Origin of the sequence: Mycobacterium sp. VKM Ac-1816D, assembly GCF_000416385.1 — a bacterium.
GTDB classification, from domain to species: Bacteria; Actinomycetota; Actinomycetes; order Mycobacteriales; family Mycobacteriaceae; genus Mycobacterium; species Mycobacterium neoaurum_A.
Genome location: NZ_AOHQ01000124.1, coordinates 1 through 12,562 on the forward strand (window position 1 = coordinate 1; position 12,562 = coordinate 12,562).

The 12,562-nt window shown below is 68.1% G+C and carries 12 protein-coding genes and 1 pseudogene; 10 read left to right on the plus strand and 3 right to left on the minus strand.

Annotated elements, in window-relative coordinates; translation table 11 throughout:
- Positions 1 to 303: pseudogene (locus G154_RS26740) on the plus strand (HNH endonuclease); the annotation flags it as partial.
- Positions 304 to 319: 16 nt separating this feature from the next.
- Here G154_RS26740 and G154_RS07495 read toward each other — a convergent pair.
- Positions 320 to 1,078: a DeoR/GlpR family DNA-binding transcription regulator gene (locus tag G154_RS07495; RefSeq protein WP_023985370.1), complete on the minus strand. Its 759-nt coding sequence runs from the start codon at positions 1,076 to 1,078 to the stop codon at positions 320 to 322.
- Positions 1,079 to 1,100: 22 nt separating this feature from the next.
- On the minus strand, positions 1,101 to 3,080 hold the full coding sequence (locus G154_RS07500) for a PTS mannitol transporter subunit IICBA (protein WP_031601360.1): 1,980 nt from the start codon (positions 3,078 to 3,080) through the stop codon (positions 1,101 to 1,103).
- A 205-nt stretch (positions 3,081 to 3,285) separates the two neighbouring features.
- Between G154_RS07500 and G154_RS07505 the strand changes: the two genes are divergently transcribed.
- The gene (locus tag G154_RS07505) at positions 3,286 to 4,347 is read left to right on the plus strand and encodes a zinc-dependent dehydrogenase (RefSeq protein ID WP_019510222.1); all 1,062 of its coding nucleotides are present in this window, start codon (positions 3,286 to 3,288) and stop codon (positions 4,345 to 4,347) included.
- A gap of 13 nt (positions 4,348 to 4,360) precedes the next feature.
- Here the strand turns inward: G154_RS07505 and G154_RS07510 are convergent, their stop codons facing one another.
- Entirely contained in the window at positions 4,361 to 4,723 is a 363-nt protein-coding gene (locus tag G154_RS07510; protein ID WP_023985372.1) for a hypothetical protein, read from the minus strand.
- Positions 4,724 to 4,809: 86 nt separating this feature from the next.
- Here G154_RS07510 and G154_RS07515 point away from each other — a divergent pair, with 86 nt between their 5' ends.
- From G154_RS07515 to tsaD, 8 genes are read left to right on the plus strand one after another with little or no spacing between them, the layout of a single operon-like run.
- The gene (locus G154_RS07515; RefSeq protein ID WP_019510220.1) at positions 4,810 to 6,228 is read left to right on the plus strand and encodes an NAD(P)H-hydrate dehydratase; all 1,419 of its coding nucleotides are present in this window, start codon (positions 4,810 to 4,812) and stop codon (positions 6,226 to 6,228) included.
- A gap of 10 nt (positions 6,229 to 6,238) precedes the next feature.
- Positions 6,239 to 7,642, plus strand: coding sequence for a glutamate decarboxylase (locus G154_RS07520; RefSeq protein WP_019510219.1), 1,404 nt, complete (start codon positions 6,239 to 6,241; stop codon positions 7,640 to 7,642).
- Positions 7,643 to 7,667: 25 nt separating this feature from the next.
- Positions 7,668 to 8,816, plus strand: coding sequence for an alanine racemase (gene alr / locus G154_RS07525; RefSeq protein WP_019510218.1), 1,149 nt, complete (start codon positions 7,668 to 7,670; stop codon positions 8,814 to 8,816).
- Positions 8,813 to 9,898 (plus strand): alpha/beta fold hydrolase, encoded by a 1,086-nt coding sequence (locus tag G154_RS07530; RefSeq protein WP_019510217.1) that lies wholly within the window; start codon positions 8,813 to 8,815, stop codon positions 9,896 to 9,898. The genes alr and G154_RS07530 overlap by 4 nt, the downstream gene beginning before the upstream one ends.
- Complete coding sequence (tsaE, locus tag G154_RS07535) at positions 9,891 to 10,355, plus strand: tRNA (adenosine(37)-N6)-threonylcarbamoyltransferase complex ATPase subunit type 1 TsaE (RefSeq protein WP_019510216.1); 465 nt, start codon at positions 9,891 to 9,893, stop codon at positions 10,353 to 10,355. The genes G154_RS07530 and tsaE overlap by 8 nt, the downstream gene beginning before the upstream one ends.
- Positions 10,352 to 11,017, plus strand: a complete 666-nt coding sequence (gene tsaB, locus G154_RS26745) for a tRNA (adenosine(37)-N6)-threonylcarbamoyltransferase complex dimerization subunit type 1 TsaB (protein WP_045546446.1) — start codon at positions 10,352 to 10,354, stop codon at positions 11,015 to 11,017. Before tsaE ends, tsaB begins: the two co-directional genes overlap by 4 nt.
- Positions 11,014 to 11,478: a ribosomal protein S18-alanine N-acetyltransferase gene (rimI, locus tag G154_RS26750; protein WP_019510214.1), complete on the plus strand. Its 465-nt coding sequence runs from the start codon at positions 11,014 to 11,016 to the stop codon at positions 11,476 to 11,478. The genes tsaB and rimI overlap by 4 nt, the downstream gene beginning before the upstream one ends.
- Positions 11,475 to 12,494, plus strand: coding sequence for a tRNA (adenosine(37)-N6)-threonylcarbamoyltransferase complex transferase subunit TsaD (gene tsaD, locus G154_RS07550; RefSeq protein WP_019510213.1), 1,020 nt, complete (start codon positions 11,475 to 11,477; stop codon positions 12,492 to 12,494). The genes rimI and tsaD overlap by 4 nt, the downstream gene beginning before the upstream one ends.
- Positions 12,495 to 12,562: the final 68 nt, after the last annotated feature.

Sequence of the window (12,562 nt, forward strand, 5' to 3'; positions counted from 1 at the left end):
ATCAAGACATTTCACTGCGGGCCCGGCGGCTGGACCGACCAGCAGCATCTCGATGGCACCCTCACACTCACCGCCCCCAACGGCCGGACATACACCACGAAACCCGACGGAGCGGTGTTCTTTCCTCGGCTAGCGGTGCCCACGGCAGAACTGGGTCCGATCACCGTGCCACCGCCGGCACCAGGCCGAGAACGGGCCGCCCCCAAACGATCCCGCACCCGCACCCAGAACCGGGCCTACCGAATAGCCCACGAACGCGCACACAACCGCGCGGCCATCGAGGCCGATCCGCCGCCCTTCTGACCGGCAGCGCGGGGAGTCACACCCGGATGACGTTGGGGCCCAATAACTCGTAGCGATGCGCTTCGTGTGCCGGCAGTTCGGTGCCGGTGATGATCGTCTGGAAATCGGCGATATCGGCGAATCGGCAGAAGTGCGATTCACCGAACTTCGAGTGCGCCGCCACCAACACGCGTCGGCTCGACACCTGGACGGCCGTCTTCTTCACCGCTGCCACCGCCGGATCCGGCGTGGTGATGCCGTGTTCGGTCGAGATTCCGTTGGTGCCCATATAGGCCACATCGATGACCAGACTGCGTAACCGCTCCAATGCCCACTCGTCGACACACGCCAGCGTTCGCCCGCGCATCCGCCCACCCAGCAGCAGCACCGTGACCGTCTCGCTGTGTGCCAGGGCCTCCGCCGCCAGCAACGACGCCGTCACCACCGTGAGTTGTCGGTCGGCGAGCAGCTGTGCGATCAACCGCGGGGTGAACCCCTCATCGACATAGACGGTTTCGGCGCCGTGCAATTGTTCGGCCGCCGCTCCCGCGATCCGATGCTTCTGCGCCAGATCGACCTGGCTGCGGAACTCGACACCGGATTCGAACGCCGCCGTCTCCAACGGCACGGCACCGCCGTGCACCCGTTTGAGCAGTCGCCGACCCGCGAGCACCTTCAGGTCGCGACGGATGGTCTCCGTCGCGACCTGAAGTTCTGCAGCCAAGGCCGGCACCTCGACCCGCCCGCGGCTACGGGCGAACTCGACGATCTGACGCTGGCGAGTGTCCGAATCCACGGTGGACATTCTCCACCGACAACTAGTCGCCGGCCGTCAGCACGGCACGGATCTCCTCGGCGCTGGTCGCGGCGCGTAGCCGGGCAACCTGGTCCTTGTCCAGGAACACGTGCGCGATCTTGGTCAGCAACGCCATGTGGTCGTTACCCGCCCCCGCGATACCGACCACGAACTCCGCGGGCTTGCCGTTCCAATCGATCGGTTCGGCGTAGCGCACAAAGGAGATCCCGGTCTTGCGGATCGCGGTCTTCGCGTCGTTGGTCCCGTGCGGGATGGCCAGGCCGTTGCCCATATAGGTCGACACCGACTTCTCCCGCTCGTGCATGGCGGTGACGTAGCCGGGCTCGACCGCGCCGGCGGTCACCAGCAGCCCGCCGGCCTCGTCGATGGCCGCCGACGCCGTGCTGCCGGTACCGCCCAGCACGATCGAGGACAGTGGCAGCACATCGTCACCGGGCGAGTCCGATGCGGGCGCGGCAGCCTCCTCGACCGGAGCCGCCCCGGCGTCGCCGTTGGTCTTGCGCAGCAGCTCGACGATCTCGTCGTAGGCGGGGGTACTCATGAAGTCCTCCACCGAGACATGCACCGCCGAACCGGTTCTCTGCTTGGCCCGGTCGGTCAGGTCGCGGTGGGTGACGACCAGTCCGTAGCTGTCGGTGAGGTTGGCGATGGATTGATTGGTCACCTTCACATCACCGAACCCGGCGGCGTTGACCTTCTTGCGCAACACCGAGGCACCCATCGCCGAGGAGCCCATCCCCGCATCGCAGGCGAAGACGATGTTCTGGATGCGCCCGCCACCGGTCAGCATGCCGGACACGCTGGACTTCTTGCCCTTCATCGACTCCATGGACGCGGTGGCCGCGGTGAGATCGCCGTCGTCGGTGGCCTTGCCGGTCTTCAGCAGGAAGGCCGCCACGACGAAGGAGACCGCGGCAGCGCCGAGCACCGACAGGGTGACACCGAGGAAGCTCCCGCTGGCGGTCTGGGCGTAGATCGCGATGATCGACCCGGGTGCGGCCGGGGCGCGCAGGCCGGAGCCGAACAGCACGTTGATGAACACACCGGTCATGCCGCCGAGGATGGTGGCGATGATCAGCTTGGGCTTCATCAGCACGTACGGGAAGTAGATCTCGTGAATGCCGCCGAAGAATTGGATGATCGCCGCACCGGGGGCCGATGCGCGGGCAGCGCCCTTGCCGAAGAACATGAACGCCAACAGCAATCCCAGCCCGGGGCCCGGATTGGCCTCGAGCAGGAACAGGATGGATTTTCCGGTCTCCAGTGCCTGAGTGGTGCCCAGTGGCGTCAGCACGCCGTGGTTGATGGCGTTGTTGAGGAACAGCACCTTGGCCGGTTCGATGAGAATCGAGGTCAGCGGCAGCAGGTTGTTGCTGACCAGGAAGTCCACGGCGCTGCCGGCGCCGCGGGTGAAACCGGAGACGATCGGTCCGATCCCGAAGAACCCGAAGATGGCCAGCAGCATGCCGAGGATGCCCGCGGAGAAATTGTCCACCAGCATCTCGAAGCCGGGCCGGATCTTGCCTTCCCACAGCGCATCCAGCTTCTTCATGCACCAGCCGCCCAGCGGGCCCATGATCATCGCACCCATGAACATCGGCACGTCCGCTCCGGCGACGACGCCCATGGTCGCGATGGCGCCGACCACCGCGCCGCGGTTGCCGTGCACCATCCGGCCGCCGGTGAATCCGATCAGCAACGGCAGCAGGTATGTGATCATCGGGCCGACGATCCCCGCGCCGTCATAGCTGCCCCAGCCGCCGATCTTGGCGACCCAGCCGTCGGGATCCTGCAGGCTGGTGAAGAGAGCCTGCAGCCAGCCCTGCTCGATGAACAGCGCCGTGATCAGGCCCCAGGCGATGAACGCGCCGATATTGGGCATGACCATGTTGGACAGGGCGGTGCCGAGTTTCTGCACGCGTACCCGAGCTCCGGTCCGCGGGGCGGGGGACCCATCCACTGGTGCGTTGGCGAGGGACATTCGATGACCTCCGGTTCACTGCAGTTCCGAACCGGACGCTTCGGTGACGCCGGTCACATGCATATCTAGTAATACGCATACCTGGGCAGCAATGCAAGAGATTCGGGCAAAAACGGGCGAACAATTCTGTGGTTTTATGACCGAATTGGAGTTAGGCTCCCAGTCAACACATCGCTGCGAAGGTCGACAACCGAAAGGACCGCGCATGTTAGCCCTGCGTTTCTATGCCCCCGAGGACGTTCGCCTGGAAGACGTGCCCGAGCCGGAATGCGGTCCCGGCGAGGTGAAGCTGCGGGTGCGCAACTGCTCCACCTGCGGCACCGACGTCAAGATCTTCCACAACGGGCACCAGAACCTCACCCCGCCGCGCACCATCGGCCACGAGATCGCGGGCGAGATCGTCGAGGTCGGCGCCGACGTCAATGCGACCTACGCCAGCGACTGGGCGGTCGGCGATCGCGTCCAGGTGATCGCCGCGGTGCCGTGCGGGGAATGCCACGAGTGTCGCAAGGGCTGGATGGCCGTGTGCCAGAACCAGACGTCGATGGGCTACCAGTACGACGGTGGTTTCGCCGAATACATGATCGTGCCCCGGCAGGTTCTCAAAGTCGATGGGCTGAACAAGATTCCGGACAATGTCGGATTCGACGAGGCCTCGGCGGCCGAACCCTTCGCCTGCGCCATCAACGCCCAGGAACTGCTCGGCATCGAAGAGGGCGACACCGTCGTGGTGTTCGGTGCGGGGCCGATCGGATGCATGCACATCCGTATCGCGCGTGGCGTGCACAAGTGCGGGCCGATCTACCTCGTCGACGTCAACGACGCCCGACTCAAGATGTCCGCCGACGCGGTCAACCCGGACGGTGTCATCAACGCCGCCGAGGTCGACGTCGTCGAGAAGGTCATGGAGCTCACCGGCGGTCGCGGCGCCGATGTCGTGATCACGGCGACGGCCGCCAACATCGCCCAGGAGCAGGCCATCTCGATGGCCGCCCGCAACGGCCGGATCTCCTTCTTCGGCGGACTGCCCAAGACCGATCCGACCATCACGTGCGACTCCAATATCGTGCATTACCGCCAGTTGCACATCCACGGCGCCAACGGTTCGGCCCCCGAGCACAACAAGCGCGCCCTGCAGTACATCTCCACCGGACAGGTTCCGGTCAAGGATCTGATCACCCGGCACATCCCGCTGGAGAACGTGCTGGATGCCTTCGACATCGTCAAGAACGGCGAGGCCATCAAGGTCACGGTCGAACCGTCCTGACCGGTCGGCCGGGTCAGCCGCCCACCGCGATGATGTAGCCGGCGATCCCCGCCACGCAGGCACCGCAGCACAGGACCAGGGTGCCTATCGCGAACGGCCAGGCCCTGCTCCGTCGCACCAATCTGACGATGGTGAACACGGTGCCCGCAACCCACAACACACCGGCGGTGATGAACCCCGCGAACATCGCGCTGACTCCGGCGTCGATATGGCAGGTGGCAGGCGGGCAGTAGTCGGTGAACGCCATGAAGAAGATGCCGAAAAACGCTGCCACCGCGCCGCCGGCGACGGCCAGCAACAGGGCCGTGATCGAGATCGCGATATCGATGCCCGACACTGGAGGTTTCGGCGGCGGGTACCCGTACGGGTAGGTCATGACGCCCGATCGTATGGCCTGACCACGTGTGGTGACGTTGAACGCGTAACGTGTTGGCGCGCGGGCACGAGAGGGGACGGCTGCCGATGCGGAACTACTACAGCGCGGATGCGATCCGCGCCGCCGAGGCGCCCCTGCTCGCATTGCAGCCCGAGGGGACCCTGATGCGTCGGGCCGCGTACGGTCTGGCGGGCGTCGTCGCCGCAGAATTGCGCCGCCGCACCGGCGGCATCGCCGGACGCACGATCTGTGCCGTGGTCGGTTCCGGTGACAACGGCGGTGACGCGCTCTGGGCGGCGACTTTTCTGCGGCGTCGCGGTGTCCATGCTTCGGCAGTGCTGCTCGCGCCCGATCGCACCCACCGCCGGGCGCTCGCCGCGTTCCGCAAGGCCGGTGGTCGCATTGGCGAGACCATCCCGGCGACAACAGATCTGGTCATCGACGGGGTGGTCGGGATATCCGGCCGCGGCGCGCTGCGTCCCCATGCCGCCGCGGTCTTCGCCGCCGCCGGTGCACCCGTCGTCGCCGTGGATCTGCCCAGCGGTATCGACGTGCACACCGGCGCGGCCGAGGGTGCGCACGTGACGGCCGCGGTCACCGTCACCTTCGGCGGCCTCAAACCCGTTCACGCACTCGCCGATTGCGGCCGGGTCGAACTCGTCGACATCGGGCTGGACCTACCGACCTCGGACATCATCGGACTCGACGCCGCCGATATCGCGGACTGCTGGCCGGTTCCGGGCCCGCACGATGACAAGTACAGCCAGGGCGTGACCGGGGTGATGGCCGGCTCGGCGACCTATCCGGGCGCGGCGATCTTGTGCACGGGAGCGGCTGTCGCGGCCACCTCCGGAATGGTGCGTTACGCGGGAACCGCGGCCGCAGAAGTGGTTTCGCATTGGCCCGAGGTCATTGCGACGTCCGATCGCGAGTCCGCGGGCCGGGTGCAGGCCTGGGTGGTGGGTCCGGGCCTGGGCACCGACGAATCGGCTGCCGAGGCGCTGCGCTGGGCGCTGCAGACCGATCTTCCGGTGCTTGTCGACGCCGACGCGCTCACCCTGCTGGCCGCCGCGCCCGAGCTGGTGGCAGACCGCCACGCGCCCACGGTGCTCACCCCGCACGCCGGTGAATTCGCCCGGCTGGCCGGTGCGCCGCCCGGCACCGACCGGGTGGCGGACACCCGCGGCCTCGCCGACCGTCTCGGTGTCACCGTCCTGCTCAAGGGCAATGTCACGGTGATCGCCGACTCCGGCTCGAACACGGTCTACCTCAACCCCGCGGGGCAATCCTGGGCTGCCACGGCGGGTTCCGGTGACGTGCTGTCCGGTGTGATCGGCGCACTGCTGGCCGCGGGCGTGCCTGCCGGCCTCGCCGCGGCGGCCGGCGCGTTCGTGCATGCCCGCGCGGCCCACGCCGCCGCCGAAGATCCCGGCCCGGCCCCCGCGCCGACATCGGCCGCGCCGATTCTGGCCCATCTGCGTGCCGCGTTGGGCTCCGTCCTCTAGAAAGGAACACATGCCCAACGTCTCCCGTCATTCCTCGCTGAGCCCCGCCTACACCGGACGGCTGTCGACCAGCCCGATCCCGGCCTTGCGGTTGCCGGACGAGTCGATGGAGCCCGAGCAGACCTATCGCTTCATCCACGACGAGCTCATGCTCGACGGTAGTTCGCGGCTGAACCTCGCGACGTTCGTCACCACCTGGATGGATCCCGAGGCCGACCGGCTGATGTCGGAGACGTTCGACAAGAACATGATCGACAAGGACGAGTATCCGGTCACCGCGGCCATCGAGCAGCGCTGTGTGTGCATGGTTGCCGACCTGTTCCACGCCGAAGATCTGCGCGACGACGATCCGTCGACGGCGGTCGGGGTGTCGACCGTCGGCTCGAGCGAGGCGGTCATGCTGGCCGGTCTGGCGATGAAATGGCGCTGGCGCGCCAAGATCGGTGGCGCCAAGGGCGACGGGTGGAAGGGCCGCACCCCGAACCTGGTGATGGGCTCCAACGTCCAGGTGGTCTGGGAGAAGTTCTGCCGCTACTTCGACGTCGAGGCCCGGTACCTGCCGATGGCCGACGGACGCTACGTCATCACCCCCGAGCAGGTGCTCGACGCCGTGGACGAGGACACCATCGGCGTGGTCGGCATCCTGGGCACCACCTACACCGGCGAGTTGGAGCCCATCGGTGAGATCTGCGCCGCCCTCGACCGCCTGGCCAAGGACAAGGGACTCGACATCCCGGTCCACGTCGACGCGGCCAGCGGCGGTTTCGTCGTCCCGTTCCTGCATCCGGACGTGGTGTGGGATTTCCGGTTGCCGCGCGTGGTTTCGATCAACGTCAGCGGCCACAAGTACGGGCTGACCTACCCGGGCATCGGCTTCGTGGTGTGGCGCAACAAGGAGTACCTGCCCGAGGAACTGGTCTTCCGGGTCAACTACCTCGGCGGCGACATGCCGACATTCACGCTGAACTTCTCCCGCCCGGGCAACCAGGTGGTCGGCCAGTACTACAACTTCCTGCGCCTGGGCAGGGAGGGCTATCTGCAGGTGATGCGCTGCCTGTCGGAGACCGCGCAATGGCTGGCCAGGGAACTCGCCGCGATGACGGTCGACCACAAGCAGTTGTTCGAGGTCATCACCGACGGATCGGCCATCCCGGTGGTCGCGTTCAAGCTGGCCACCGACACCCCCTACACGGTGTTCGACATCTCGGCGATGTTGCGAAGCTACGGCTGGCAGCTGCCGGCCTACACCATGCCCGACGATGCCACCGACGTCGCGGTCCTGCGGATCGTCGTGCGTGAGGGTTTCTCGGCGAACCTGGCCCGCGCACTGCGCGACGATCTGGTCGAGGTGCTGGGCAAACTGTCCAAGGTCGGCATCGGCGGCTTCGCCGACGAGGAGCATTTCGCCCACTGATCCGAGGTTTGGGACAATCGGAGCAGTGATCACCACCGAGAACGTCCCGCGTGCGATCGTCGACCTCGACGCCATCGCCCATAACGTCACCGAACTGCGCGAACATGCCGGTTCGGCCGCCGTGATGGCCGTGGTCAAGGCGGACGGATACGGCCATGGCGCGGTCCGCGTCGCGCAGGCGGCGTTGGCCGCAGGTGCCGCCGAGCTGGGCGTGGCGACCGTCGCCGAAGCCGCCGCGCTGCAGTCGGGCGGCGTGACCGCGCCGCTGCTGGCCTGGCTGCACGCGCCGGACACCGATTTCGCTCCCGCCGTGCGGACCGGGGTGCAGCTGGCGGTGTCCTCGGCCGCCGAGCTCTCAGGCGTGCTCGACGCGGTGCGGCGTACCGGCGACACCGCCACGGTCACCGTGAAGGCCGACACCGGGCTCAGCCGCAACGGTGTGTCGCCCGCCGAGTTCGACGAGGTACTGGCGGCGCTGGCCACCGCCCAGGCCGACGGTTCGGTACGGGTGCGTGGCCTGATGTCGCACCTGGCACACGGGGACACCCCAGATCATCCGTTCAACGGCATCCAGGGCGACCGGCTGCGTGAGTTCGCGGCCCGGGCCCGGCGCCACGGTATCCACTTCGAGCTGCTGCACCTGGCCAATTCGCCGGCCGCGCTGACCCGACCCGATCTGGCGTTCGACATGGTGCGCCCAGGAATAGCGGTGTATGGACAGACCCCGATCCCCGAGCGCGGCGCGATGGGGCTGCGACCGGCGATGACGGTGGCCTGCCCGGTGGCCAAGATCCGGGCACTGCGGGCAGGCGACGGCGTTTCCTACGGTCACACCTGGGTTGCCGACCGCGACACCACGGTGGCGTTGATCCCGGCCGGCTACGCCGACGGCGTTTTCCGCTCGCTGAGCAACCGGCTGGAGGTGGCCATCAACGGCCGTCGGTATCCCGCCGTGGGCCGGGTCTGCATGGATCAGTTCGTGGTGGATCTGGGTCCCGACGGGGCCGGGGTGAACGTGGGGGACGCGGCGATCCTGTTCGGGCCGGGCGACCGTGGCGAACCGACCGCGCAGGACTGGGCCGATCTGTTGGGCACCATCAACTACGAGGTGGTGACCAGTCCGCGCGGGCGCATCGTGCGCAGTTACACCGGTGGTCCGGAGGGCACCCCGTGAGCGGGTTGGCGCGCTGGCTGGCCGGAGCGGCCGGGCTGACCGCGGTCGGATCGCTGGCCGGCGTGACCGTCGCGCGGTCGCTGACGCGCCGGGTCAGCGACGACGATCCCTATGCCGGTGAGGATTTCACCCTGCTGTACGCCGATCGCAGCGTCGTGGTGACCACCACCGACGGGGTTCCGCTGGCGGTGCGCGAATGTGGACCGCCCGACGCACCGCTGACCGTGGTGTTCGCGCACGGCTTCTGTCTTCGCATGGGCGCCTTCCACTTCCAGCGCGACCGGCTGGCGCGGCAGTGGGGTGACCAGGTCCGGATGGTGTTCTACGACCAGCGCGGCCACGGTCTGTCCGGGGACGCCTCACCGGACACCTTCACCGTGCCGCAGCTGGGGCAGGACCTGGAATCGGTGCTGGCCGTGTTGGCGCCCAAGGGGCCGGTGGTGCTGGTCGGCCACTCGATGGGTGGCATGACGGTGCTCTCGCACGCCCGCCAGTTCCCGGAGCGTTACCGCACGCGCATTGTCGGCGCCGCCCTCATCTCCTCTGCTGCAGAGGGTGTTTCGCGATCACCCTTGGGTGAGATCCTGCGCAATCCAGCCCTGGAGGCGGCCCGGTTCAGCGTGCGTTACGCGCCGGGGCTGTTGCATCGGGGGCGCGGGGTGGTGCGCTCGGTGATCGGACCTGTCCTGCGTGCGGCGTCCTATGGGCGCGAGGACATCAGCCCGTCGGTGGTGGCCTTCAGCGAGTCCATGATGCACGACACCCCGGTGCACACGCTGGTGGGTTTCCTGCACGCTCTCGAGGTACACGACGAAACCGAGGCCCTGCCGGTGCTGGCGAAGATTCCCACCCTGATCGCCTGTGGCGACCGGGATCTGCTGACACCGCTGGAGTATTCGCAGGAGATGGCGGCGCAGTTGCCGAAGTCCGAGCTCGTCGTGGTCGAGGGCGCCGGACATCTCGTGCAGCTGGAACAGCCCGACATCATCGACGATGCGCTGGTGCGACTGGTCGAGCGGGCCACCCCGTCGAAACTCGTGGCGCTGACCCGCCGGCTGCGGGACCGGGCGCGTCATGGCTGAGCGCACCGGCGGAACCGCGATACTTCCCACCGCGGAGGACACCGTGGCGCTGGGGGCAGCGCTCGGTGCGGACCTGCGGGCCGGTGACGTGGTGGTGCTGTCCGGGCCGCTCGGTGCCGGAAAGACGATGCTGACCAAGGGAATTGCCCGCGGCATGGACGTCGAAGGCCCGGTGACCTCACCCACCTACGTGTTGGCCCGGGTGCACCCGCCACGACGTGCCGGGGCGCCCGCCCTGGTCCACGTCGACATCTACCGGCTGCTCGACCACGGCGGGGACCTGCTCGCCGAACTCGACTCGCTGGACCTGGACACCGATCTCGACGATGCCGTGGTCGTCGTCGAGTGGGGTGAGGGTCTGGCCGAACGACTCTCCGCCCATCATCTCGACATCCGTCTCGACCGCGATGCCGACTCCGAGGAACGCACGGTGACCTGGCAGTGGAGCACATCATGAGTCCCCGTCACTTCGTCGGCCCGAAGGACGCGACCCTCGTGCTGGCCATCGACACCGCGACCCCCGCGGTCACCGCGGGCATCGTGCGGGTCGCCGACGACATCACCACGCTGGCCGAGCGCACCATCGTCGACCACCGTGCACATGCCGAGCGGCTGACCCCGAATGTGGTTGCCGCGCTGACCGACTGCGGTGCGTCGATGGCCGATCTGGACGCGGTGGTGGTCGGATGCGGACCCGGACCCTTCACCGGGCTGCGGGTCGGGATGGCGACTGCGGCGGCCTATGGGCAGGCGTTGGGCATCCCGGTGTTCGGGGTGTGCACGCTGGACGCCATCGGCGGCGCGACCGACGGCGAGGTCCTCGTCGTCACCGATGCGCGCCGCCGCGAGGTGTACTGGGCGCGCTACCGCGACGGGGTGCGCACCGGCGGACCGGAGGTCGGTCCTGCCGCGGACGTGGACACCGCCGGCGTACAGAGCGTGGCCGGATCACCCTCGCATGCCGGGCTGTTCGGTCTGCCGGTGATCGGCCCGGAGATTCCGTCGGCCGCCGGACTGGCCGCCGCCGTTGCCGATTGGACCGTCGAGCCCGAACCGCTGATCCCGCTGTACCTGCGTCGACCGGACGCCAAGACGCTGGCCGAACGAGGACTGGCGTGACCGAACCGAGCACGGTGAGAATCGACGCGCTGACCAAGGCGGACGCGGTGCGGTGTGCGGAACTGGAGGCCCAGCTGTTCGCCGGTGACGATCCGTGGCCACCGGCGGCCTTCGTGCACGGTATCGCCGGGAAACACAACCACTACATCGCCGCGCGCGACGACGGCAGACTGGTCGGCTACGCCGGGATCTCCCGGCTGGGCCGCATCCCACCCTACGAATACGAGGTGCACACCATCGGCGTCGACCCGGCCTGGCAGGGCCGCGGTATCGGCCGCGCACTACTGGATGATCTGCTCGCCTTCGCCAAGAAGGGCGAGGTGTTCCTGGAGGTCCGCACCGACAACGAGCCGGCAATCGCGCTCTACACCAGTGCGGGTTTCGTGACGGTCGGGGTGCGTAAGCGGTACTACAAGGTCAGCGGCGCCGATGCCTACACCATGAAACGGGACGCGACATGATCATCCTGGCCATCGAGAGCTCCTGCGACGAGACCGGAGTCGGGATCGCCCGGTTGCAGGACGGCACCGTCACGCTGTTGGCCGATGAGGTCGCCTCGAGCGTCGACGAGCACTCCCGTTACGGCGGGGTGGTCCCCGAGATCGCCTCCCGGGCGCATCTGGAGGCGTTGGGGCCCACCATGAAACGCGCACTGGACGCCGCGGGCGTGCAGCGTCCGGATGTGGTGGCCGCGACCATCGGCCCCGGCCTGGCCGGCGCCCTGCTGGTGGGGGTGGCCGCGGCCAAGGCGTATGCCGCGGCGTGGGAGGTGCCGTTCTACGCTGTCAACCACTTGGGCGGGCACCTGGCCGCCGACGTCTACGACCACGGGCCGCTGCCAGAGTGCGTCGGGTTGCTGGTGTCCGGCGGGCACACCGAATTGCTGCATGTGCGCTCGCTCGGCGAACCGATCGTCGAACTCGGCAGCACCGTGGATGATGCGGCGGGGGAGGCGTATGACAAGGTCGCACGCCTGCTGGGGCTCGGTTATCCCGGCGGGAAGCCGCTCGACGACCTGGCCCGCACGGGTGACCGGCGCGCCATCGTGTTCCCACGCGGCATGACCGGCCCGCGCGATGTCCCCTACGCGTTCAGCTTCTCGGGTCTGAAGACCGCCGTGGCCCGCCATCTCGAGAAGAACCCGGATGCCGCGCCCGCCGATGTGGCCGCCGGCTTCCAGGAGGCGGTCGCCGATGTGCTGACCGCCAAGGCGGTGCGCGCCGCGACCGACCTCGGCGTCTCGACACTGCTGATCGCCGGCGGGGTGGCGGCCAACTCCCGGGTGCGCGAGCTTGCCGAGGAGCGTTGTGCCGCAGCCGGCCTCACACTTCGGGTGCCCCGACTCCGGTTGTGTACCGACAACGGCGCGATGATCGCCTCGTTCGCCGCGCACCTTATCGACGCCGGTGCACCGCCGTCGGGATTGGGCGCCGCGAGCAATCCGGGGTTGCCGGTGATCCAGGGGCAGGTGGTATGAGCGCCCAACACGCCGAGAGTGCATCCAGATCGAGAAAACGGCCGGTGGGTCGATCTGAGCGCACCGTC